21 protein-coding genes are annotated in these 21,486 nt (G+C 60.8%); 13 read left to right on the top strand and 8 right to left on the bottom strand.

The window, feature by feature from the left end; translation table 11 throughout:
* Window positions 1–102 precede the first annotated feature (102 nt).
* The 3 genes from feaR to V5E99_RS04360 form a co-directional block, all read right to left on the bottom strand.
* Entirely contained in the window at window positions 103–1,065 is a 963-nt protein-coding gene (gene feaR / locus V5E99_RS04370) for a transcriptional regulator FeaR (RefSeq protein WP_499801226.1), read from the bottom strand.
* 119 nt (window positions 1,066–1,184) lie between these two features.
* Entirely contained in the window at window positions 1,185–1,805 is a 621-nt protein-coding gene (locus tag V5E99_RS04365; RefSeq protein WP_499801224.1) for a DUF3156 family protein, read from the bottom strand.
* Window positions 1,750–3,249 carry an APC family permease gene (locus V5E99_RS04360; protein ID WP_499801223.1) on the bottom strand — a complete coding sequence of 500 codons (1,500 nt, stop codon included), beginning with the start codon at window positions 3,247–3,249 and terminating at the stop codon, window positions 1,750–1,752. The genes V5E99_RS04365 and V5E99_RS04360 overlap by 56 nt, the downstream gene beginning before the upstream one ends.
* Window positions 3,250–3,552: 303 nt before the next feature.
* Between V5E99_RS04360 and V5E99_RS04355 the strand changes: the two genes are divergently transcribed.
* Window positions 3,553–4,881 carry an alginate export family protein gene (locus tag V5E99_RS04355; RefSeq protein ID WP_499801221.1) on the top strand — a complete coding sequence of 443 codons (1,329 nt, stop codon included), beginning with the start codon at window positions 3,553–3,555 and terminating at the stop codon, window positions 4,879–4,881.
* 38 nt (window positions 4,882–4,919) lie between these two features.
* Here V5E99_RS04355 and V5E99_RS04350 read toward each other — a convergent pair whose 3' ends face one another.
* From V5E99_RS04350 to V5E99_RS04340, 3 genes are all read right to left on the bottom strand, one after another.
* A complete protein-coding gene (locus V5E99_RS04350; protein WP_499801219.1) occupies window positions 4,920–5,825 on the bottom strand; it encodes a methyl-accepting chemotaxis protein in 906 nt (301 codons plus the stop codon).
* Between the two features lie 146 nt (window positions 5,826–5,971).
* Window positions 5,972–6,928: a p-hydroxyphenylacetate 3-hydroxylase reductase component gene (locus tag V5E99_RS04345; RefSeq protein WP_499801218.1), complete on the bottom strand. Its 957-nt coding sequence runs from the start codon at window positions 6,926–6,928 to the stop codon at window positions 5,972–5,974.
* Between the two features lie 68 nt (window positions 6,929–6,996).
* Entirely contained in the window at window positions 6,997–8,166 is a 1,170-nt protein-coding gene (locus tag V5E99_RS04340; RefSeq protein ID WP_499801216.1) for a p-hydroxyphenylacetate 3-hydroxylase oxygenase component, read from the bottom strand.
* 272 nt (window positions 8,167–8,438) lie between these two features.
* On the opposite strand from V5E99_RS04340, the gene V5E99_RS04335 reads away from it, so the two are divergent.
* A complete protein-coding gene (locus V5E99_RS04335; RefSeq protein WP_499801215.1) occupies window positions 8,439–9,926 on the top strand; it encodes an aldehyde dehydrogenase family protein in 1,488 nt (495 codons plus the stop codon).
* Window positions 9,927–9,966: 40 nt separating this feature from the next.
* Here V5E99_RS04335 and V5E99_RS04330 read toward each other — a convergent pair whose 3' ends face one another.
* Window positions 9,967–10,713 carry an EAL domain-containing protein gene (locus V5E99_RS04330; protein WP_499801214.1) on the bottom strand — a complete coding sequence of 249 codons (747 nt, stop codon included), beginning with the start codon at window positions 10,711–10,713 and terminating at the stop codon, window positions 9,967–9,969.
* A gap of 212 nt (window positions 10,714–10,925) precedes the next feature.
* Here V5E99_RS04330 and V5E99_RS04325 point away from each other — a divergent pair, with 212 nt between their 5' ends.
* The 8 genes from V5E99_RS04325 to V5E99_RS04290 all read left to right on the top strand — a co-directional run bounded on the left by V5E99_RS04325 (window position 10,926) and on the right by V5E99_RS04290 (window position 17,558).
* Window positions 10,926–11,927, top strand: coding sequence for an AraC family transcriptional regulator (locus tag V5E99_RS04325; protein WP_499801212.1), 1,002 nt, complete (start codon window positions 10,926–10,928; stop codon window positions 11,925–11,927).
* Between the two features lie 267 nt (window positions 11,928–12,194).
* Window positions 12,195–12,785, top strand: a complete 591-nt coding sequence (locus V5E99_RS04320; protein WP_499801211.1) for an amino acid synthesis family protein — start codon at window positions 12,195–12,197, stop codon at window positions 12,783–12,785.
* 45 nt (window positions 12,786–12,830) lie between these two features.
* Window positions 12,831–13,664 carry an alpha/beta fold hydrolase gene (locus V5E99_RS04315; RefSeq protein WP_499801210.1) on the top strand — a complete coding sequence of 278 codons (834 nt, stop codon included), beginning with the start codon at window positions 12,831–12,833 and terminating at the stop codon, window positions 13,662–13,664.
* Window positions 13,661–15,142 (top strand): aldehyde dehydrogenase, encoded by a 1,482-nt coding sequence (locus V5E99_RS04310; RefSeq protein WP_499801208.1) that lies wholly within the window; start codon window positions 13,661–13,663, stop codon window positions 15,140–15,142. The genes V5E99_RS04315 and V5E99_RS04310 overlap by 4 nt, the downstream gene beginning before the upstream one ends.
* An 11-nt stretch (window positions 15,143–15,153) precedes the next feature.
* Window positions 15,154–15,639 carry a flavin reductase family protein gene (locus V5E99_RS04305; RefSeq protein WP_499801207.1) on the top strand — a complete coding sequence of 162 codons (486 nt, stop codon included), beginning with the start codon at window positions 15,154–15,156 and terminating at the stop codon, window positions 15,637–15,639.
* A 122-nt stretch (window positions 15,640–15,761) separates the two neighbouring features.
* The gene (locus tag V5E99_RS04300; RefSeq protein ID WP_499801205.1) at window positions 15,762–16,151 is read left to right on the top strand and encodes a carboxymuconolactone decarboxylase family protein; all 390 of its coding nucleotides are present in this window, start codon (window positions 15,762–15,764) and stop codon (window positions 16,149–16,151) included.
* A gap of 88 nt (window positions 16,152–16,239) precedes the next feature.
* Complete coding sequence (locus V5E99_RS04295) at window positions 16,240–16,992, top strand: GntR family transcriptional regulator (protein ID WP_499801203.1); 753 nt, start codon at window positions 16,240–16,242, stop codon at window positions 16,990–16,992.
* A 2-nt stretch (window positions 16,993–16,994) separates the two neighbouring features.
* Entirely contained in the window at window positions 16,995–17,558 is a 564-nt protein-coding gene (locus V5E99_RS04290) for an NUDIX hydrolase (RefSeq protein WP_499801201.1), read from the top strand.
* A 212-nt stretch (window positions 17,559–17,770) separates the two neighbouring features.
* Here the strand turns inward: V5E99_RS04290 and V5E99_RS04285 are convergent, their stop codons facing one another.
* Complete coding sequence (locus tag V5E99_RS04285; protein ID WP_499801199.1) at window positions 17,771–18,067, bottom strand: DUF1330 domain-containing protein; 297 nt, start codon at window positions 18,065–18,067, stop codon at window positions 17,771–17,773.
* A 71-nt stretch (window positions 18,068–18,138) separates the two neighbouring features.
* Between V5E99_RS04285 and ribBA the strand changes: the two genes are divergently transcribed.
* From ribBA to V5E99_RS04270, 3 genes are all read left to right on the top strand, one after another.
* Window positions 18,139–19,248 (top strand): bifunctional 3,4-dihydroxy-2-butanone-4-phosphate synthase/GTP cyclohydrolase II, encoded by a 1,110-nt coding sequence (gene ribBA, locus V5E99_RS04280; protein ID WP_499801198.1) that lies wholly within the window; start codon window positions 18,139–18,141, stop codon window positions 19,246–19,248.
* Window positions 19,249–19,532: 284 nt separating this feature from the next.
* Entirely contained in the window at window positions 19,533–20,558 is a 1,026-nt protein-coding gene (locus tag V5E99_RS04275; RefSeq protein ID WP_499801196.1) for an ABC transporter substrate-binding protein, read from the top strand.
* A gap of 71 nt (window positions 20,559–20,629) precedes the next feature.
* Complete coding sequence (locus tag V5E99_RS04270; protein WP_499801194.1) at window positions 20,630–21,484, top strand: ABC transporter permease; 855 nt, start codon at window positions 20,630–20,632, stop codon at window positions 21,482–21,484.
* The last annotated feature ends 2 nt before the right edge of the window (window positions 21,485–21,486 follow it).

Genomic DNA, 21,486 nt, shown 5'->3' with positions numbered 1-21,486 from the left:
CCCAAAAGATCGCAGCCTGCGGCAGCTCCTACGCGGACCGAATACATCCGTAAATTCAGTAGGAGCTGCCGCAGGCTGCGATCTTTTGGCCGCGTCCACGGTTCACGCCGCGCCCACTGCCTGCTGCAAATGACTGGAGCGAAAATCCTTGGGTGACAGTTCGAATTGCTTCTTGAACGAGCGGCTGAAGTGCGCCGAATCGGTAAAGCCCCATTTGTAGGCAATCGAGGTGATGGATTCGCTGCGCAGGAACGGATTGGTCAGGTCATCGGCACTGCGTTTGAGCCGCGCCCGTTGAATGTAGCGACACACACTGTCGTCCTGCTCTTCGAACAACCGGTACAAATGCCGCACCGAGATGTTCAGTCGATTGGCCAACCCCACCGGGCTCAGGCCGGGCTGGGTCAGGGATTCATCAATGACTTTCTGCACGTAACTGCGCAGGTTGCTGCCCTGTAACTGCGCGCTGTCGTCCCGTGCATCGTCGTCCTGCTCAAAGGCCGAGCCCAGCAGCGAGACAAACGCGCATTGCAGCGCCAGGCCCTCGCCCACGGCGCCCTCGCCGTCCAGCGCGTCTTTGCACAGTTGATCCATCAACACATGCAACATCCGCCCACAGGCCTTGCTTGAGGAAATTTTGCCGAAGGTCTTGGGCTGGCTGCCGAGCTGCTTGCAGACTTCACTGCGCGACAAGGACAGGGACGCATGTTCGATGAGCCCGAACGGTGTGATTTCAATCGAGCCCGTCGAATCCATCAGCAGCAATTCGCCTGGCGCCAGCTGAATGCTCTGGCCGTTCTGCGAGATCTGGCAGTAGCCACTGCGCTGACTGACCAGGAAACAATGCTGATCGTTATCATGGTCGGCGTTGGCTTTTGGGCGCTTGATCAGGCCCGCGTTAGTGCGCAGGTTGGCCAGCGGCAAACCGCCTCGGGAGAACTTGGAAACGTTGCCGATGAACAACGAGCGATTGAAGGCCAGTTCCGTGTCGAAGTGACCGCAAACCGCTCGCAGATCCCGGGTCCAGGTCTCCAGCCCGTCTTGCACAATCTGTTGCATGCTCATGGTTGTCTCCACCTAGGCTTTGTTGTTTTTGTTGCGCAATAGTTAACATGTTATCTATATGCGCGCAACAAGTACGTGTCTGCCTAAGTGGGTAGCACTAATGATGCCAAAATCATCGATCAGAGCGTGCGCAACACCCGTTGCAAACCGCTCAACGCCTCCAGCAGCCAAACCCGTTGATCCGCGCTGAGCGCGATGTAGCGACGAAAGGCCGGCATCCGGTTGACCACCTCGCTGCCGCCCATATGCTCCAGCCGTACACACCACTGGCGCCCTTGCAGATCGATGCGCAAGCGTTTGAAGTCCAATGGCATCAACGCCTGATGCAGCGCGCCGTCGGCCTGCAACCGGGCTTGCAGATCGGCCAGCAGCGGCGTGTCTGCGACACGTTGCCGACAGCGGATTCCAGTGCGTCGAACGGCCCCGGTATGGTGCAACTCAAAGCTCGCCATGCCCTCTCGCGACGCGGGCACCCGCAGCACGAATTCGGTCATGACCAGGTGCATCAATAGCTGCGATTCGGTGCGCTCGACGATCTCCAGGTGCAGGCTGTCATCGTCCAGGGCAACCCGGGCCTCCGTCGACCCGGTCTGCTCGAAACGCGCAAGCCCCAGGTTGCGCCGCACATGTTCCAGGGTCACCCCCGGTCGATAACCGGCCGGGGCGCGCTTAGCACTGAACAGCTCAGACAGTTTTTGCAGCATGGTCGATATACCCGTTGTGAGGGTGCCCCGGCTCATGGGAAAACTCCTTGGCCAGCACTTCTTCTACTGAAGCCGGCTTGAATGGATTGACCTTCTGCACGACCAACGTCCAGAACAGTGCATACACCGCCGTGCAACCGAGCATCACGCCAAACGGGATATAGATGTCTGCCGGATTCATGCCGGGCGGCGTGATAAACCACATGCCCAGCAGAATGCCGATACTGGAGACAATCTGCGGCAGCGGGAAGAACGGCGAGCGGTAGGCCCGAGGCAGGTCGGGGCGGCGTATGCGCAGGATCACCACCGACACAGTCACCAGCAGATAGGCAAAACTCCAGGCACACACGGCGGCCAGCACCAGGTGCATGATGTTGTCGGTGTTGCCGCCCAGATACAGCGCGTGCAAGCAAGGAATCAGCATCGCCACCAAAATGCACAGCAGTGGGGTCTTGAAGCGCGGGTGCAGGTAGGTGAACACCTTGGGCAACGCGCCATCGACCGCCATGCCATAGAGAATGCGCGGCACCCCGGCCATCAGCGTATTGATGGTCGCCGCCCCGGCGAACAGGAAGCCGATCCCCAGCCACATCGGCCCGACATGGCCCATCACCTGCTCGGCGAATTTCGGAATCGCCATCGGCGTATCCAGCAAGTGCACGCCGCCGGCAGCATCGAGCAGAACGTTTTCCACCTGACGCTTCATCGCCGCGCCGTAGATGAACATGCACGTCGCCACACTGAGCAACCCCAGAATCATCGCCTTGGGCATGACCTTGGCCGAGTTGCGCAGGTCCGGCGCCAGCGGCGTGACGAACTCGCACCCGACGAACATGAACATGGCCATGCCCACCAGCGACAGAATCGTAATCAGGTCGGTACCCACCAGCGACTCACCGAACCAGCCGTCCAGTTGCACCGCCGGTGCCGCGATCAACCCCAGCACACCAAACACCATCAAAGTGGTCCACATGCCAAATGTCAGGATGATCTCGGCGCGGCCGAAGGCGCTGACGCCAAAGGCATTGAGAATCCCGAAGACAATGACAAACCCCACCCCCAGCAACCAGGAACCGCCGGCCGACTCGGCCAGCGTGTTGAGGTGCTCGAAGTTCACCAGGGCCATGACCCCGGACAGGATGGTCTCGGCGGTGCCGGCAAACACGTGGACGATCAGGTAGGCCGACAAGGTGCCGGTGATCGCAAAGAACCGGCCCATACCGCAATTGATGTAGTCGTAGACCGAGCCGGTGGTCGGCAGGATCGACGCCGCTTCGGCGAACGTGGTCGCCTGGGCCAGCATCATCACCACAGCGATCAACATGGCCACTGCAAAAGCGCTGCCGCCAATGCCAAACCCCATGGTCGCGGTGAGAATCACCGGGCTGGCCATGATCAGGCCGATGGTGCTGGCGAGCGCGGTGGGAAAGCCGACCGTGCCCCGTTTCAAATGCTCGGTGAGTCTGTCATTGATCGACATGGTGCAGATCCTCGAAAGCGGATTTTTATAGTGAATGTAGCGAGCCGTTCAAGGAGCCGGCAATAACGCCTTCCCCAGCCAGTCCCTGATCGAAACGGCGCCCTGTGCAGAACCACTTTGCGCCCCTCCCGCCCTGATCGTCTTGCCCATGTCTGCCGCCGGTTTTGTTGCTCCCTGCCAAGGTACGGCGCGTGGCGGACAGGATCAATTATCTGGCAGACAAGTGAAAGACTTCCCCGTCCCCGGTGGCCCTAATGCGCACTCGACCTATAGGGCTGTCCAACCATGCTGGGGAAAATAACCATGGAGCAAACGCTGAAAACACGATCACTGTCCAAAGCCGTAGGACTGGGTATCGCACTCTTGATCGCCGATTCATCGGCCCAGGCTTACGAGCTGTATGCCGATAACGACACCAAGGTCACCGGCAACTTCCTGGCCGTCTACGGGATGTTCAACAGTCGCAAGAACTACGATGGCACCACCGGCGGTTCGAGCTGGCGCGAAGGCTTTATCAAGTATGGCTTGAGTGTCGAGCAGACGCTGGGCGGCCTGGGCAGCGCCTATGGCACGGCCAATCTGGTCAGCTCCGGCACGTGGGGCGACGGCGATGCCGCAGGCTTGAGCGATGGCACCGAACGCACCACCAAGTTCGACGAGGCTTTCGCCGGTTGGCGGTCGGGGGACCTGTTCCCGGTGTTGGGCAAGGATGGCGTGGATGTCTCGTTCGGGCGCCAGATCATCACCCTCGGTGACGGTTTCATCATCAACGATGACGGCCTGAACCTGGGCAAAGGGGTGGCCGACGGCGAGTTCAATCGCGGCGGGGCTTACTACCTCGCGGCGCGTCACGCCTTCGACGAGACAGCCGTCCTGCGCCTGGGCGGCAAAGACGGCGTGCACGGCAGCCTGATGTGGGTCAAATCCGACAACCGCGCCCAGGCCAATACCGAAATGGCCGCCAGCACCCTGGAGTACACCGCCGCGCCGGGCACCCTGGGGCTGACTTACATCCACGGCATTAACGTCGACGAGCGTTATGCCAGCGACTTCCAGAAACAACGCGAGGGCATGAACATCTACAGCCTGCGGGGCGCCGGCAATGCCGGGATCGAGCACGCACACTTTTCCTTCGAATACGCCTGGCAAGACAAAGACGCCGGCCCGGAAAAGGCCTGGTACACCGAAGCCGGCTACACCTTCGCCGACCTGCCCAGGGCGCCGGACCTGACCTATCGCTACAGCCGCTATTCCAAAGACTGGGATTCGATGTTCAACGGCGTCAGCCGTGGCTATGGCACCTGGTTCCAGGGCGAAGTGGCCGGCAACTACTCAGGACCACTCAACAGCAACACGGCGATCCAGCATGTGGCGCTCAAGGTCAAACCGCTGGAGCCGGTGACCGTCGGTGTGCTGTTCTTCGATTACAAGACCCTGCACAAGAACGACACGCTGAACCTCGATGGCCGGGAACTGGATCTGTATGCCGAATGGGCAGTCAGTGAACACCTGATCGTCACGCCGCTGGTGGGCCTGTACAAGCCAGATAAAGACGCCAGCGACGGTGGCAACCAAGTGGGCGGCAATGGCACCAACGTCTACAGCCAACTGACCGTGGCCGTGCCGTTCTGAGGCGTTTCAGGAGCTGCATCGGCAGCTCCTGACCCGGCTTACTGTTTGTGCTGATGCAACATTGTCTGAATCTGATGAGTGGCCTGGCGGGTGTTTTCCGCCAGTTTGCGCACTTCATCGGCCACCACTGAAAACCCGCGCCCGATGTCCCCCGCCCGTGCCGCTTCAATCGCCGCGTTCAGCGCCAACAGATTGGTCTGGTCGGCGATGCCTTTGATCACGCCCACCACCGTTGCAATCTGGCCGTAGGTCGCCTGATTCTGCTCAAGCATCTGTTGATGGCTCGCCTTGGCTGAACGCTCATCGCTGATATCGCGCACCGCACCGATCACGCGGCTCAAATCTCCCGACTCGTCACGCACCGCACGCCCGCGCTCGCGACACCAGATGTAGTCGCGGGTCTTGTGGCGCATCCGGTATTCAAAGACGTATTCACCACTGCCGTGGGTGGCGAGAATCTCCCGGTCGAAGATCGCCATGATTTTCGGCAAATCCTCCGGGTGCGTGATGCTGACTTGAGCATCCCAGCCGTCCGGCAGTTCATGGGAGGCGTAGCCCATCAGCAGGCGGAACTGACTGGAAAACCGCATGCAGCTGGCCGGGTCTTGAACATTGCCGTTGACCACGGTGATGTCCCAGCAACCTTCGGTCAGCGTTGACTGCAACAACTCCCAGATCTGCGCTTCCTGCTGGTGTTGGCGGGACCGTTGCACCTGCTGGTTCAACTCGATTTCAAGCGTTTGCTCGCGGTGCCGGGACAGTTCCAGTTGCTGGCGAAGGGTTTCGAGGGTGTGTTCGCTGCGCTCCAGCCTAGCGCGCTGGTCTAGCACCATTTCTGCGGCCAAGCGTTGCTGCTCTGCCCATTGGTTTTTTTCTTGCGTGAACTGTTCCAGTTGCAAGGCTTCAGTGAGCGCCTGCTGCTGTTTATGTTTCTTGAAGAACATCAGCCTGTCCTTTGTTCATCGAGTCGAAACACTGGATCTGATCGCAAACCGACAGCGATTGCTTGCACGAGGCTGCACCGCCGCTTGCTCCTGCCTGCCACCAATAAAAACGGCGCCCCGGGGCGCCGTAAAAAATCGGTGGCTGATCAGCACTGGCTGATCAGTTGCTTCAACACTGCTTTGAAGGTACCGATCTGCTCTTCGCTGAAATCGGCGAACACTTTGTCCTGCTGCTCCCGGGCAATCGCCCACAGCGCTTCGGTCTGTTCGATCCCCGCCGCGGTCAGGCGCACCCGACTGTCCACGTCATTGACCAAGCCCTTGCGCTTGAGATTGGCCACGGCTTCGTCGATTTCCCGGACCGGCATCGCCACCTCCCGCAGCAACTCGTTCACGCTCAGGCCGGCGTCACTCTCCAGCACCATCAGCATCCGCGCCTCGCTGGTGCGCAGGCCGGTGGACAATTGCCGAGGCTGATAGCTGGCCTGATAGGCCCGCACGGCCTGAGTCATCAGGTAATACAGGTTGTGGCTCAGGCGTCCCTGGAAATGGCTGCTCGGCGCCTGGTTTTCGTCACGCTTGGTCATGCGGGTATGGGGCAGGACCATGGAATAGGCGCCCTGATGATAGAGCAGCGGCGAACGCCCGAAATCATCGAACGCCACGACCTTACCGATCATGATCCAGTGATCGCCGCCATCCACCTGCTGGTATTTTTCGCAGTGAAAACGTGCCGAGCAATCGGCGAATACCGGTGCGCCGCCCTCGCCCGGTTCGAACTCGATCTCGGCGAAGCGATCGTCCTTGGGCCGGGCGAAATTGTTCGACAGGTCGATCTGGTCCGCCGCCAGCACGTTGACCGCAAAATGGCTGGCCTGCTCGAACACCTCGTGGCTGTTGGAGCGTTTGTCGATGCTCCACAGCACCAACGGCGGATCGAGGGACACCGAGTTGAAGCTGTTGGCCGTGACGCCGACCTTGCGACCGGAAGCGGTGGCGGCGGTGACCACGGTCACCCCGGTGGCGAAATTGCCCAGGGCTCGGCGAAAGGCCCGTGGGTCGAACGTCGTTTCAATGGCGGCGCAAGCGCTGTTCTCAGACATGCAAGACTCCCGGACTGCTGTCGGGAGCAGTCCTGATTGTTGTTATGGGTACTTTTTCAGCGTTCGGCTCAGATCATGCTCGGGTCGGGTTCCAGGCCCATCAGCTCGCGCCCCAGAATCTGCGCGCAGACGTCGTAGTCGGTGTAGGCGTGGGCGCCGGTCATGTGCGAATCGCGGAACAGACGCTGCATCTCGTTGTGCTCGAACCAGGCGTTGCCACCGGCGGCCTCGAACAAACGGTCCACGGCCTGAATGCACATTTTGGTGGCGTAAGCCTGGTTGGTGCGCCAGAACGCCAGGGTTTCGCGGCTTGGGTAGCGCTGCTGTTCGCTATGTTCGGCGTGGTCCTGCCAGGTCTTTTCCAGAAAGGCTCGGGCGGCCGCCACCTGATGAGTCGATTCGGCCAGACGCATCAACGCCGGGGTCGCGGCACCGACCGCTGCGCCGGTGTAAGCCCGCACACGGGTCTTGGTTTTTTCGCGGAACACCTCAAGCATTCGCTCGGCCACCCCCAGGCTCACCGTCGAGAAACCGCTGGCGAAATAAGGACGATACGGCGAGTAGAAAATCTTGCTGTCCGGGTACAGACCGAAGCCGGCAGACTTGCCTTCCATCATGTCTTTGGCTTTCTGAATGCGGTGTTCCGGGACCAGGACGTTGTCGATGATCAAGGTCTTGGTGCCGCTGCCCTTCATGCCGGCGGCAAACCAGTCGTCACGAATCTGATAGTCGCTGCGCGGCAGGACCGCGAAGCAATAATCCTGAGTGCCCTCGGCGTTTTTGCGGCGGAAGCCGACAATCGCCCATTCCGCGTGATCACAGCCGCTGCTCCAGCCCATTTCACCGCTGAACAGCACACCACCGTCGGTCTCTTCGGTACGGCCAAACGGCGCGATGCTGCTGCTGGCCGTGGCATCCGGGTTATCACCCCAGACTTCCTGCTGCAATTTGGCCGAGAACAGTGCCAGTTGATGGCTGTGGGTGCACAGCAGGCTCATCGCCCAAGCGGTGCTGGCGCAGGAACCGGCGAGCAAAGCAATGCAGTCGGCAAATTGTGGCAACGAGATTTCCATGCCACCGAACTTCTTCGGCTGAAAGGCCCGGTGCATGCCGATCCCTTTAAGCAGCGCGATATTCTCGTCAGGGACCTTGCGGTCCTGCTCGGCCTGGAAGGCATTGGCAGCAATGGTCGGCAGAATGGACTTAAGGTCTTCGAGGAGCGGGTTTGGCTTTTTCATGGACGGCCCTGCTTATTATTGGATGTCCGCTCGCCTCCCCGAATCGAGGAACGGCGCCGGATGCAGGGCCAGTATGCGGCGAGCCGTCGCACTGGAAAATGCACCTTCCACAGCCAATATTGTACTTTTCACAGGCAATGCTCCAAGCGCACAACCGTGCTTGAAATCGTGCTGGCAGCCACAGACATGACCACCGGCAGCCACAGTCAAGCCGACGCCGCGACCGTTGATTAAGCTCGGGCTTTTCTCTTGTTCACGACCAGGAAAACCCCATGAGCGATATCGCGCTGCTGCCACACGTTGAAGCCTTTCTTCGTCGAAGCCATGCCTTGTTTATCGACGGTGACTACGTCCAGAGCCATTCCGGCCAGACACTGGACGTGATCAATCCCGCCACCGGCAAGGTCATTGCCCAAGTGGCCGACGCGGACCTTGCCGATATCGATGCGGCGGTGGAATCGGCCAACCGTGGCTTCAGGCATTGGTCCCAGGTCGCCCCGGCCACCCGTGGCAACGTGCTGCTGAAACTGGCCGACCTGCTGGAGCAAAACCGCGAGGAACTGGCGCAAATCGAAACCTGCCAGTCGGGCAAAATCATCCAGATTTCCCGGGCCTTCGAAGTCGATCAAGCGGCGCACTTCCTGCGTTACTACGCGGGCTGGGCCACCAAGATCAGCGGCCAGACCATTACCCCGTCACTGCCCTCCTTCGCCGGCGAACGCTATACCGCGTTCACCCTGCGAGAGCCGGTCGGCGTGGTGGTGGGCATCGTGCCGTGGAATTTCTCGACCATGATCGCGATCTGGAAACTCGCTTCGGCGCTGGTCACGGGTTGCAGCATCATCATCAAACCGAGCGAGTTCACACCGCTGACCATCCTGCGCATCGCCGAACTGGCGATTGAAGCCGGCCTTCCGGCTGGCGCGCTGAACGTATTGACCGGCGGCGGTCACGTGGGCAAAGGCTTGATCGAACACCCCGGCACCGACAAGGTTTCGTTCACCGGTTCAGTGCCTACCGGCATCGCGGTCGGGCGCAGCGCCATGGGCGCCGGGCTGACCCGCGCAACCCTGGAGCTTGGGGGCAAAAACTCGGCGGGATTCCTGCGCGACGTAGATCTGGACAAAGCCGTCAACGGCATCATCGAGGCCGGTTTCCTGCATTCCGGACAAATCTGCGCCGCCGCCGAGCGCTTCTTCGTCCATCGTTCGCAGATCGAACCGATCATGGAAAAACTCGCCCAACGCTTGAGCCGGCTGAACATCGGCTCACCGTTGGATGAGCGCACTGAGTTCGGCCCGGTGACCAACCGCCAGCACCAGTTGAAACTCGAAGGATTCTTCGCCACGGCCCGCGCCGAAAACAACACCATCATCCACGGTGGTCACCTGATCGATCGCCCCGGCTGTTATGTCGAGCCGACCGTGATCCTCGCCAACACCGTCAACGACACCCTGCTCAACGAGGAAACCTTCGGCCCGATCGCCACGTTCTTTCCCTACGACACCGAGGAAGAACTGCTGGAATTGATGAACAACACACCTTACGGCCTGAGCGCCAGCCTCTGGACCAACGACTTGAGCAAAGCCCTGCGCATGGTGCCGGCCATCAACGCCGGGACGGTGTGGGTGAACATGCACACGATGCTCGATCCGGCGGTGCCTTTTGGCGGCAACAAGTCTTCGGGGGTGGGACGCGAGTTTGGCAGCGCGTTTATTGAGGACTACACCGAACTCAAGTCAGTGATGATTCGTTACTGAAAGCCGCTGAGCACTGGCGTACGCCTCAGGCCGCCAGTGCTTAGCCGATCGCTTGCAAGATGCAGCGTTCCCCCAACGCATCCATGCGGGGCCGGCCAAACAAATAGCCCTGCCCCCATTCCCCACCACACGCGGTGGCCAGGGCTAGGTCGGCTTCGGATTCGATGCCTTCGATGATCACGCAGGGCGCCAGGGTTTTGCACAGTTGCACCAGGTGCCCCAAGGTCTGGGCGTTGTTGGTTTCCAGGCGGGCGCGCTGTAAATAGCCTTGGTCGATCTTGACGATGTCCGGGCGGGTCTGGCGGATGAATTCCAGGGTGCCGAGGCCGGCGCCGAAATCGTCGATAGCCACCCGGCAGCCCAGCTCGCGCAAGCACAAGACAAACTCGATGGCCGCCGAGGTGCTCGGCGGCGTGGCGCTTTCGGTGATTTCAAGCACCAGCCGTGCGGCGACCGAGGGCGCGTCGCGCAGTTGCGCGAGGATCTGCTGCCAGTAGCCATCGACGATGGCGCTCTGGGCGGAGATGTTGCACCCCAGGCGAAGGTGTTCGTTTTGCAGCAAGCGGTCGATCACACTGTGTACTACGCTGCGATCGAGCTCGCGCATCAGTTGATGTTGCTCCAGCATGGCGAAGGGATAGACGCCCTCGCCCAGCGCATCGACGTGGCGCAACAAACCTTCCTGGTACGACACCCGACTGCTGCCGGGCAACCAGACCACCGGCTGAAACGCCAACACCAACCGGCCCTGTGCCAACTCCCGATAAAAATTTCTGACTCTGTGCATGTCATATCCGTAGACAAAGCGGCGGCCAGCCGCGATTGAGCGTTGACTGCCGGCCATAATCAGGCCTCACCCAGCCCTCAGGAAGTGTTCCCGGATACCTTTCGCTTGTCCTTGGAAACGCACTTGTACCGTTTATCGACTGCGATCAATTGTTTATTGCGATCATGCGCCGGCTTGCGCGACATCACTTAGCCATCAGCCCAGGAAAGACTATGCATAGAATGACCAGCGCCAGTTTTCGGGTGCTTGCCGATGTCCTGACCGACGGTGGGGCGGACGTCGACGCCTTGCTCAGGCAGTTCGACAGTGGCGAGGAGGTCTGGGCGAACCCCAAGGGTGTCAGGCTGGATCTGGTCTACAAGGTGATGGCAGAAGCGGTGAAGCGCACCGGCAACCCGGACATTGGCTTGCTGGCCTACACCCGCGCTCACCCGGCCAATCTGGAGGTGCTAGGTTACGCGGTGATGTCGTGCACCACCCTCGGCACGGCGCTGCAACGTCTGGTGGACTATCACTCGCTGATCAGCAACGGCTTTTATATGTGCCTGGACCACAAGCCCGGAGCCTTGAAGCTGATCGGGTTCGACATCAGCATCGAGCCGTCGCTGACGCCCCGGCCCTTTCTCGACGCCGGTGCCGCGCAAACCCTGGGGTTGGTCCACTGGCTATTGCCCAAGCACAAACCCCTGCCACTGGCCGCAACGTTCACCTACCCCAAACCGGCTGACACCTCTCAGCTTGAGCGCCTGCTGGGAAGCAATCTGCTGTTTGGCGCGGCGTACAACAGCCTGACCTTCAGCCTCGACGACTGCTCGATAGCCTTGCCCACCGCCGACCCGGCGCTGGATGTGCTGCATGTCGAATACGCTCGCGCACGTTTGAACGTGCTGCTCAATGGCTCGATGACCGCGCGGGTTCGGCGGGTATTGTCCGAGCGCCTGGCCCAAGGCGTGCCCAGTGACCTCGACAAAATCGCCCAAGTGGTCGGGGTCAGCGCGCGCAGCCTGCAACGGCGCTTGAGCAATGAAGACATTCACTTCTCGGCACTGCAGGATGAAGCGCGATTGATGCTCGCGCACAACTTCCTGCGCAACTCGGCGCGCAGCGTGAAGTACATCGGAGCATTGTTGGGGTTTCGCGATCAGAGCAGCTTTCACAAAGCCTGTATTCGCTGGTTCGGGATGACACCGGGGCGCTATCGGCAGGCGTCTTGAGTGGAAGCCACAACAGAATCCTGTGGGAGCGGGCTTGCTCGCGAAGAGGCCGTGTCAGTCGCCATTTGCATTGACTGACCCACCGCTTTCACGAGCAAGCCCGCTCCCACAGGGTTTGTACTTCGCTCTCAGATCCGCGTATTCGCAACTACCGCCCCGCCGCTGGTCGCCTCCCACCACCACAATCTCCCATCAGGGTCTTGCACAACCAGTATTATGGTATACCATCATACGCACAGACACTTTTAACCTGATCGGGAGCCATCCATGAGTTTCGAAATCCGCAAGATCGTCAGCTACGTTGAAGAAACCTTTATCGAAGGCGGCAAGGCCACTGACAAGCCGGTGACCATGGTAGGCCTGGCGGTGGTGATGAAAAACCCGTGGCTGGGCAGTGGTTTTGTCGACGATTTGAAGCCGCAAATCCGCGCCAACTGCTCCGACCTCGGCGCACTGATGGTCGAACGTCTGGTGGCGACGATCGGCGGCGCCGACAAAATTGAAGCCTATGGCAAAGCCGCAGTGGTCGGTGCCGACGGCGAGATCGAACACGCTTCGGCGGTGATCCACACCCTGCGCTTCGGCAATCACTACCGCGAAGCGGTCAAGGCCAAGAGCTACCTGAGCTTCACCAACAAGCGCGGTGGCCCGGGCACGTCGATCCAGATTCCAATGATGCACAAGGACGATGAAGGCCTGCGTTCGCACTACATCACTCTGGAAATGAAGATTGAAGACGCGCCGCGTGCCGACGAAATCGTCGTGGTGCTGGGCTGCGCCGATGGCGGCCGCCTGCATCCTCGCATCGGCAACCGTTACATCGATCTGGAAGAGCTGGCCGCCGAAAAAGCCCAGTAATTCCGCCGGTGCAACGCCAATAAAAAAAGCATGCAGGAGCGCTCCATGATTCGGCTCACCGCTGAACTCACCCCGGCTGGCACCAGTTACCTGGCGACCGGCCAAGGCCAGCCCGTGGTCTTGATCCACGGCGTGGGCCTGAACAAAGAAATGTGGGGCGGCCAGGTCGTCGGCCTGGCAACGAACTACCGCGTGATCGCCTACGACATGCTCGGCCACGGCGCCAGCCCACGCCCAAAAAGCGGCACGGGCCTGATCGGTTATGCCGATCAGTTGCTGGAGCTGCTTGATCATCTGCAATTGCCCCAAGCCACCGTGATCGGTTTCTCCATGGGCGGGCTGGTGGCGCGGGCGTTTGCCTTGCACTACCCGCAACGCTTGCAAGGGTTGGTGGTGCTCAACAGCGTATTCAATCGCAGCGAAGAACAACGCGCCGGGGTGATCGCCCGCACCGCTCAGGCCGCCGAACACGGGCCGGATGCCAACGCCGAGGCGGCGCTGTCGCGCTGGTTCAGCCGCGAATACCAAGCGGCCAACCCGGCGCAGATCGCCGCCCTGCGCCAGACCCTGGCCGGCAACGATCCGCAGGGTTACTTGACCACTTACGAACTGTTCGCCACCCAGGACATGTACCGCGCCGACGACCTCGGCAGCATTCAAGTGCCGACGCTGGTTGCCACCGGTGAACTCGATCCCGGCTCGACCCCGCAAATGGCCGAGCAACTGGCCGAACGCATTCCCGGCGCGCGCGTTGCCGTACTCGCCGAGCAACGGCATATGATGCCGGTAGAATCGCCGCGCCTGGTCAACCAGTTGTTGCTCGAGTTTCTCGATACTGCGCACGCCCAACAAAAACCTGTAAAGGGGATCGTTGCATGACACTCGCACGCTTCCAGATGTGCATCGGCGGTGAATGGGTCGATGCCCTGTCCGGCAAAACTTTTGAAAGCCTGAACCCGGCACTTGCCCAGCCTTGGGCAGTACTGCCCGATGCGGATGAGGCCGACGTCGAGCGCGCCGTTCAAGCCGCGCAAACGGCCTTCGATAGCCCGGCATGGCGTGGCTTGACCGCCACCGCTCGCGGCAAACTGTTGCGCCGCTTGGGCGACCTGATCGCCGAAAACAAAGAGCACCTGGCGCAACTGGAAAGCCGTGACAACGGTAAGTTGATTCGCGAAACCCGTGGCCAGGTCAGCTACCTGCCGGAGTTTTTCCATTACACCGCGGGCCTTGCCGACAAGCTCGAAGGCGGCACCCTGCCCCTCGATAAGCCCGACCTGTTTGCCTACACCGTGCACGAAGCCATGGGCGTGGTGGCGGCGATCATTCCCTGGAACAGCCCGCTGTACCTGACCGCGATCAAACTCGCACCGGCCCTGGCGGCGGGCAACACCATCGTAATCAAACCGTCCGAACACGCTTCGGCAACCATCCTCGAACTGGCGCGACTGGCCCTCGAGGCCGGCATCCCGCCGGGCGTGGTCAACGTGGTCACCGGTTACGGCCCAAGCACCGGTGCGGCCCTGACCCGCCATCCGCTGATTCGCAAAATCGCCTTCACCGGCGGTGCAGCCACGGCGCGGCATGTGGTGCGCAGCAGCGCCGAGAACTTCGCCAAGCTGTCCCTGGAACTGGGCGGCAAGTCGCCGAACATTATCTTCGCCGACGCCGACCTCGACAGCGCGATCAACGGCGCTATCGCCGGGATTTATGCGGCGTCGGGGCAAAGCTGCGTGTCCGGTTCGCGGCTGTTGGTGCAGGACGAGATCTATGACGAGTTCGTCGAACGCCTGGTCGAACGCGCCAAACGCATCCGCATCGGTAATCCGCAGGATGACACCAGCGAAATGGGCCCGATGGCTACCGCGCAGCAACTGGCGGTGGTTGAAGGTTTGGTGGCCGGCGCGATTGCCGAGGGCGCGCGCCTGAAGCTCGGCGGCAAGCGGCCGCAGAACCTGGGCGACGGCTGGTTCTACGAGCCGACGCTGTTCGAATGCGACAGCAACTCGATGAAGATCATGCAGGAGGAAGTCTTCGGCCCGGTGGCGTCGGTAATCCGGTTCAAGGACGAAGCCGAAGCGCTGGCGATTGCCAACGACTCGCAATTCGGCCTCGCCGCCGGCATCTGGACCCGCGATCTGGGTCGCGCCCATCGCCTGGCCCGGGACGTGCGTTCGGGGATCATCTGGGTCAACACCTACCGCGCCGTCTCGGCCATGGCGCCGATTGGCGGGTTCAAGAACAGCGGCTATGGACGCGAAAGCGGCATCGATTCGGTGCTGGCCTACACCGAGCTGAAAACGGTGTGGATCAACCTCTCCCAGGCGCCGATGCCTGACCCGTTTGTGATGCGTTAGGAGTCTGCGAAATGATCGAACCCGGCATTTATAAAGAAGTCATGAGCTCCTTCCCGTCCGGGGTCACGGTGGTGACCACCCTGGACCCGGACGGCGGCATCGTCGGCATTACCGCCAGCGCGTTCAGTGCGCTGTCGATCGACCCGGCGCTGGTGTTGTTCTGCCCCAACTATGCTTCAGATACGTACCCGATCCTGCGCGACAGCAAGCAATTTGCGATTCATTTGCTGTCCGCCGACCAGACCGCCGAGGCCTACGCGTTTGCCGGTAAAGGCAAGGACAAGGCCAATGGCATCGACTGGCATTTGAGCGAACTGGGCAACCCGCTGCTGGGCAAGGCCACGGCGATTATCGAGTGTGAGTTGTGGCGCGAATACGATGGCGGTGACCACGCGATTATCGTCGGCCTGGTGAAGAACCTGATCCTGCCCGAGCAACCGGTGACGCCGATGATCTACCACAAAGGCAAGCTGGGCCCATTGCCGACGCTGGCCTGACGGTTTACACGATTTCCCGTAGGAGCTGCCGCAGGCTGCGATCTTTTGATGTTGGTTTTTGAAAGATCGCAGCCTCGTTGCACTCGACAGCGCCTACAAAAAAATGTGTAAGAGGAGGATTCATGAGCAACGAAAAGTACGAAAAAGGCCTGAAGATCCGCACTCAAGTGCTGGGTGAAGCTTATGTTCAGCGTTCCATCGACAACGCCGATGACTTCACCCGGCCGTTGCAGGAGATGGTCACCGAATACTGCTGGGGCCATGTCTGGGGCCGGGAGGGTTTGTCGCTCAAAGAACGCAGCCTGATAAATCTGGCCATGATCTCGGCCCTCAACCGGCCGCACGAACTCAAGCTGCATGTGCGCGGCGCCTTGCGTAACGGCCTGAGTCGTGAGCAAATACGCGAAATTCTGCTTCAGGTCGGCATATATTGCGGAGTGCCCGCAGCCGTGGACAGTTTCCGGCTTGCCCGTGAAGCCTTCGCCGAAGCCGATGCCGAGGCCTCAAGTTAACCCTTGGCTGTTTGATCTGACCGAGCACGGATGATCCTGGATCAAAGTGCTCTTTTTTGCATGGACAGCCACACTCAGAGCGGACCCCATGAAACGCCTGCCACTCGACGACAGCTTCAAGGTCAATCGCAACCCCATTACCCTGCGCGAAATCGTGCTGGATAAGCTGCGAAGCGCCATCATGAACTTCCAGCTCCTGCCGGGAGACCGTCTGGTCGAACGCGATCTGTGTGATCGCCTGGGCGTCAGCCGCACGTCGGTGCGTGAAGCCTTGCGTCACTTGGAATCCGAAGGCCTGGTGGAGTTCGCCGATGCCAAGGGCCCACGGGTCGCGATCATTACCCTGTCCGATGCCGGCGACATCTATGAGCTGCGTTGCGTGCTCGAAGGCCTGATCGTCCAGCTGTTCACCCTGCGCGCCAAGGCCAAGGACATCAAGGCCCTGGAAAAAGCCCTTGAAGTCAACCGCGAAGCCCTCAAGGACGGCGAGTTGCAGCAGGTGATCGATTCAGTCCAGGGCTTCTACGATGTCTTGCTCGAAGGCTCGGGCAACCATGTCGCAGCCACCCAGTTGCGCCAGTTGCAGGCCCGCATCAGCTACCTGCGGGCGACCTCGGTGTCCCAGGAAAACCGTCGGGGCGCCAGTAACCAGGAAATGGAACGCATGGTCGAGGCGATCAAAAGTGGCGATCCATTGCTCGCCCACCAGGCCTGCGTCGACCATGTGCGCTCCGCCGCCAAGGTCGCCATGGATTACCTCAAGAGCAAGCAGGAAGAGACGGGTGAAATCCCGGAGATCACCTTGCCGATCGCGCTCAAAGAACCGCGCATAGGTCGCTGAACATGTTCAGCCCGAGCTTTTGCCCAAAGTGCGGCGGCAGTGACCTCAAGTCTCAGCTCCCGCCGGGCGATACGCACGAGCGCCTGATGTGCAACGGCTGCGGCTACATCCATTACATCAATCCGAAAATCATCGCTGGCTGCATCATCGAGCAGGACGGCAAGTACTTGTTGTGCCAGCGGGCGATACCGCCGCGTCCTGGCACCTGGACCTTGCCGGCGGGCTTCATGGAAGGTGGCGAGACCACCGAGCAAGCGGCACTGCGCGAAGTCTGGGAAGAGAGCGGCGTACGCGCCGAAATTCTCTCGCCCTACTCGATTTTCAGCGTGCCGAAGATCAGCGAGGTGTACATCATCTTCCGCGCCATCGCGCTGGAGATCACTGGCCAGTACGGGCCGGAAACCCTCGACTACCAATTCTTCGCGCCCGAGGACATCCCTTGGGACAGCATCTACTACCCGGCCATCCGGCAGATCCTCGAACGCTACATCGAGGAACGCCAGGCCGGCGTCTACGGCATCTACATCGGCAACGACGACAGCGGCAAGATTCACTTCATCCGCTAGCGGCGCTGCCGCTTTTGTAGGCGCGAGGCTTGCCCGCGAAGGCGTTCTCGAAATCGCCTTCGCGAGCAAGCTTTGCTCCTACAGGAGCTTCGCGTCGTCCACACATTTTGTGTCTCGCCCCAATTCACAGTAGGAGCAAGGCTTGCCCGCGAAGGCGTTCTCGAAATCGCCTTCGCGGGCAAGCCTTGCTCCTACGGGTGATGCGGCGTTTGTCAGGCCGGCGCCACGCCTTCCACAATGATGATGTCGGCCAGCGCCACGCCCGCGCGGTGCCGCTTCGCCTCTTGATATTGCTCCGAGTGATAACAGGCCAGAGCCTGCTCGTAAGAGTCGAACTCAATCACCACGCTGCGCTGTGGCGTCGGCCGACCTTCCATCGCTTCGCTGCGCCCGCCCCTCGCCAGGAATCGCCCGCCGTACAACGCAAACGCCGCCGGTGCGCGCTGAGTGTAGTGCGTGTATTGATCGGGGTCGGTGACATTCACGTGAGCAATCCAGTACGCCTTCATAGTGACCTCTCGGTTTGTTTTGTATTATGGTATACCACATTACCTATTCATCCATCATCGAGAATCCCAGCATGGCCTTCAACAGCATCGAAGAAATTATCGAAGATTATCGCCAAGGCAAAATGGTGATCCTGGTCGATGATGAAGACCGGGAAAACGAAGGCGACCTGCTGCTCGCTGCCGACTGCTGTACCGCTCAAGCCATCAGCTTCATGGCCCGCGAGGCCCGGGGTTTGATCTGCCTGACGTTGACGGATGAACACTGTCAGCGTCTGGGCCTTGAGCAAATGGTGCCCACCAACGCCAGCGTGTTCAGCACCGCATTCACCGTGTCTATCGAAGCCGCCACCGGTGTGACCACCGGCATCTCCGCCGCCGACCGGGCACGAACTGTCGCGGCAGCCGTCGCCGCCAATGCCGGCCCGGCCGACATTGTGCAGCCGGGCCATATCTTCCCGTTGCGCGCCAAGGAAGGCGGCGTGTTGACCCGCGCCGGACACACCGAGGCCGGTTGCGACCTGGCACGCCTGGCCGGTTTCACCCCGGCTTCGGTGATTGTCGAGGTCATGAACGATGACGGCACCATGGCCCGCCGCCCGGATCTCGAAGTGTTCGCGCACAAGCACGGGATCAAGATCGGCACCATCGCCGACCTGATCCACTATCGCCTCAGCACCGAACACACCGTGCTGCGCATCGGCGAACGGGAACTGCCTACGGTGCATGGCGTCTTCCGGCTAATCACCTTCGAAGACCGTATCGAGGGCGGCGTGCACATGGCGATGGTCATGGGCGATGTGCGCCGGGACGAACCGACGCTGGTGCGCGTGCACGTGATCGATCCGCTGCGCGATCTGGTCGGCGCGCAATACAGCGGGCCGTCGAACTGGACGTTGTGGGCGGCATTGCAGCGTGTGGCCGAGGAAGGTTGCGGCGTGGTGGTGGTGCTGGCCAATCACGAGTCGTCGCAAGCGCTGCTGGAACGGGTGCCGCAACTGACCCAGCCACCTCGGCAGTTCAGCCGTTCACAGTCGCGCATCTATTCTGAAGTGGGCACCGGTGCGCAAATCCTGCAGGACCTTGGCGTGGGCAAACTGCGGCATCTCGGCCCGCCATTGAAGTACGCCGGTTTGACCGGTTACGACCTGGAAGTGGTTGAGAGCATTCCGTTTACCCAGTGACCGGGAGTCGTCCCCCGTACCTGTAGGAGCAAGGCTTGCCCGCGATGGCATCGATGAGATCGCCATCGCGGGCAAGCCTTGCTCCTACAAAAAAAAGCGGTTCAACGTTGTGAAAAACCCACACTTGGCAGATAGCCGGTAAGGCAAAGTGCTTGCACAAAGTTTGGAATACCATAATATGATATTCCATAGACCGGACAGTCGTAACCGACCCGATGGACCTACTGCTCCCGATAGGGGCATTCAAAAGCCCCACTCATAAACACAACAATGAGGGCGTGAAAATGGTGTTGAACAAAGGTGCAACCGCAATCCTGTTTGCCGGTTTGCTAGCCACAGCGAGCCACGTTGCGATGGCGGCTGAAAGCGTCAACTTCGTCAGCTGGGGCGGCAGCACCCAGGATGCGCAGAAGCAGGCCTGGGCCGACCCGTTCAGCAAGGCCAGCGGCATCACCGTAGTCCAGGACGGCCCGACCGACTACGGCAAACTCAAAGCCATGGTCGAAAGCGGCAACGTGCAATGGGACGTGGTTGACGTCGAAGCCGACTTCGCCCTGCGCGCCGCCGCCGAGGGCTTGCTCGAACCCCTCGATTTCACCCAGATCCAGCGCGACAAGATCGACCCGCGCTTCGTGTCCGATTACGGCGTCGGTTCGTTCTTCTTCTCCTTCGTGCTCGGTTACAACGAAGGCAAGCTCGGCGCTGGCAAACCTCAAGACTGGTCCGCGCTGTTCGACACAAAAACCTACCCCGGCAAACGCGCCCTCTACAAATGGCCAAGCCCCGGCGTGCTTGAACTGGCCCTGCTCGCCGATGGTGTGCCCGCCGACAAACTCTATCCGCTGGATCTGGATCGCGCCTTCAAGAAACTCGACACCATCAAGAAAGACATCGTCTGGTGGGGCGGTGGTGCGCAGTCGCAGCAGTTGCTCGCGTCCGGTGAAGTCAGCATGGGTCAGTTCTGGAACGGTCGGATTCACGCCCTGCAAGAAGACGGCGCACCGGTCGGCGTGAGCTGGAAACAGAACCTGGTCATGGCCGACATTCTGGTCGTCCCGAAAGGCACGAAAAACAAAGCGGCGGCCATGAAATTTCTCGCCAGCGCCAGCAGCGCAAAAGGCCAGGCAGATTTTTCCAACCTGACAGCCTATGCCCCGGTCAACGTCGACAGCGTGGCGCGCCTGGACTCGGTACTGGCTCCGAACCTGCCGACTGCCTACGCTAAGGATCAGATCACTCTTGATTTCGCGTACTGGGCCAAAAACGGTTCGGCCATCGCGACACGGTGGAACGAATGGCTGGTCAAATGAAAATGACGGCCGCGTCCCGTCCATCCACTCCGATCGGGAGCGCCGCTGGCGCTCCCGGCAAGGCGGCAGTGATGACGCAATCTCCTTCGCGGGCCCAGCGTTGGCGCGGGGCCGGTAACCTGGTCCCCGCGCTGCTGTTCCTCGGCCTGTTCTTTCTGGCGCCGCTGATTGGTTTGTTGCTGCGCGGTGTGCTTGAACCGGAGCCAGGCCTGGGCAACTACCAGCAACTGTTCGCCAACTCGGCTTATGCGCGGGTCCTGCTCAACACCTTTTCCGTGGCCGGGCTGGTGACGTTGTTCAGTCTGCTGCTGGGCTTTCCGCTGGCCTGGGCGATTACCCTGGTGCCGCGCGGTTGGGGCCGCTGGGTCCTGAGCATCGTGCTGCTCTCGATGTGGACCAGCCTCCTGGCGCGGACCTATTCCTGGCTGGTGCTGCTACAGGCCTCCGGGGTGATCAACAAGGCACTGATGGCGATGGGCATCATCGATCAGCCGCTGGAAATGGTGCACAACCTGACCGGCGTGGTGATCGGCATGAGTTACATCATGATCCCGTTCATCGTGCTGCCGTTGCAGGCAACCATGCAGGCCATCGACCCGATGATCCTGCAAGCCGGCTCCATCTGCGGCGCCAGTCCGTGGACCAACTTCTTCCGGGTGTTCCTGCCGCTGTGCCGGCCGGGTTTGTTCTCCGGTGGCTTGATGGTGTTCGTGATGTCGCTCGGGTACTACGTCACCCCGGCGCTGCTCGGCGGCGCGCAGAACATGATGTTGCCCGAGTTCATCATCCAGCAGGTGCAGTCGTTCCTTAACTGGGGCCTGGCCAGTGCCGGTGCGGCGTTGTTGATCGTGATTACGCTGGTGTTGTTCTACTTCTACCTGAAGCTTCAGCCGGAATCCCCGGTTGGCGCCAGCAACGCGAGGTAAGC

The sequence above is a fragment of the Janthinobacterium sp. LPB2021202312-11-4 genome (assembly GCF_037049705.1).
In the GTDB taxonomy this organism is placed as follows: Bacteria; Pseudomonadota; Gammaproteobacteria; order Pseudomonadales; family Pseudomonadaceae; genus Aquipseudomonas.
The sequence above is the reverse complement of the archived record's forward strand: the minus strand, read 5'-3'. Positions and strand labels throughout refer to the sequence as shown.

Excerpts from the sequence above, each read along its gene's own strand:
- feaR (WP_499801226.1), bottom strand. The coding sequence starts at position 1,065 with ATGAGCATGCAACAGATTGTGCAAGACGGGCTGGAGACCTGGACCCGG.
- V5E99_RS04365 (WP_499801224.1), bottom strand. The coding sequence starts at position 1,805 with ATGAGCCGGGGCACCCTCACAACGGGTATATCGACCATGCTGCAAAAA.
- V5E99_RS04360 (WP_499801223.1), bottom strand. The coding sequence starts at position 3,249 with ATGTCGATCAATGACAGACTCACCGAGCATTTGAAACGGGGCACGGTC.
- V5E99_RS04355 (WP_499801221.1), top strand. The coding sequence starts at position 3,553 with ATGGAGCAAACGCTGAAAACACGATCACTGTCCAAAGCCGTAGGACTG.
- V5E99_RS04350 (WP_499801219.1), bottom strand. The coding sequence starts at position 5,825 with ATGTTCTTCAAGAAACATAAACAGCAGCAGGCGCTCACTGAAGCCTTG.
- V5E99_RS04345 (WP_499801218.1), bottom strand. The coding sequence starts at position 6,928 with ATGTCTGAGAACAGCGCTTGCGCCGCCATTGAAACGACGTTCGACCCA.
- V5E99_RS04340 (WP_499801216.1), bottom strand. The coding sequence starts at position 8,166 with ATGAAAAAGCCAAACCCGCTCCTCGAAGACCTTAAGTCCATTCTGCCG.
- V5E99_RS04335 (WP_499801215.1), top strand. The coding sequence starts at position 8,439 with ATGAGCGATATCGCGCTGCTGCCACACGTTGAAGCCTTTCTTCGTCGA.
- V5E99_RS04330 (WP_499801214.1), bottom strand. The coding sequence starts at position 10,713 with ATGCACAGAGTCAGAAATTTTTATCGGGAGTTGGCACAGGGCCGGTTG.
- V5E99_RS04325 (WP_499801212.1), top strand. The coding sequence starts at position 10,926 with ATGCATAGAATGACCAGCGCCAGTTTTCGGGTGCTTGCCGATGTCCTG.
- V5E99_RS04320 (WP_499801211.1), top strand. The coding sequence starts at position 12,195 with ATGAGTTTCGAAATCCGCAAGATCGTCAGCTACGTTGAAGAAACCTTT.
- V5E99_RS04315 (WP_499801210.1), top strand. The coding sequence starts at position 12,831 with ATGATTCGGCTCACCGCTGAACTCACCCCGGCTGGCACCAGTTACCTG.
- V5E99_RS04310 (WP_499801208.1), top strand. The coding sequence starts at position 13,661 with ATGACACTCGCACGCTTCCAGATGTGCATCGGCGGTGAATGGGTCGAT.
- V5E99_RS04305 (WP_499801207.1), top strand. The coding sequence starts at position 15,154 with ATGATCGAACCCGGCATTTATAAAGAAGTCATGAGCTCCTTCCCGTCC.
- V5E99_RS04300 (WP_499801205.1), top strand. The coding sequence starts at position 15,762 with ATGAGCAACGAAAAGTACGAAAAAGGCCTGAAGATCCGCACTCAAGTG.
- V5E99_RS04295 (WP_499801203.1), top strand. The coding sequence starts at position 16,240 with ATGAAACGCCTGCCACTCGACGACAGCTTCAAGGTCAATCGCAACCCC.
- V5E99_RS04290 (WP_499801201.1), top strand. The coding sequence starts at position 16,995 with ATGTTCAGCCCGAGCTTTTGCCCAAAGTGCGGCGGCAGTGACCTCAAG.
- V5E99_RS04285 (WP_499801199.1), bottom strand. The coding sequence starts at position 18,067 with ATGAAGGCGTACTGGATTGCTCACGTGAATGTCACCGACCCCGATCAA.
- ribBA (WP_499801198.1), top strand. The coding sequence starts at position 18,139 with ATGGCCTTCAACAGCATCGAAGAAATTATCGAAGATTATCGCCAAGGC.
- V5E99_RS04275 (WP_499801196.1), top strand. The coding sequence starts at position 19,533 with ATGGTGTTGAACAAAGGTGCAACCGCAATCCTGTTTGCCGGTTTGCTA.
- V5E99_RS04270 (WP_499801194.1), top strand. The coding sequence starts at position 20,630 with ATGACGCAATCTCCTTCGCGGGCCCAGCGTTGGCGCGGGGCCGGTAAC.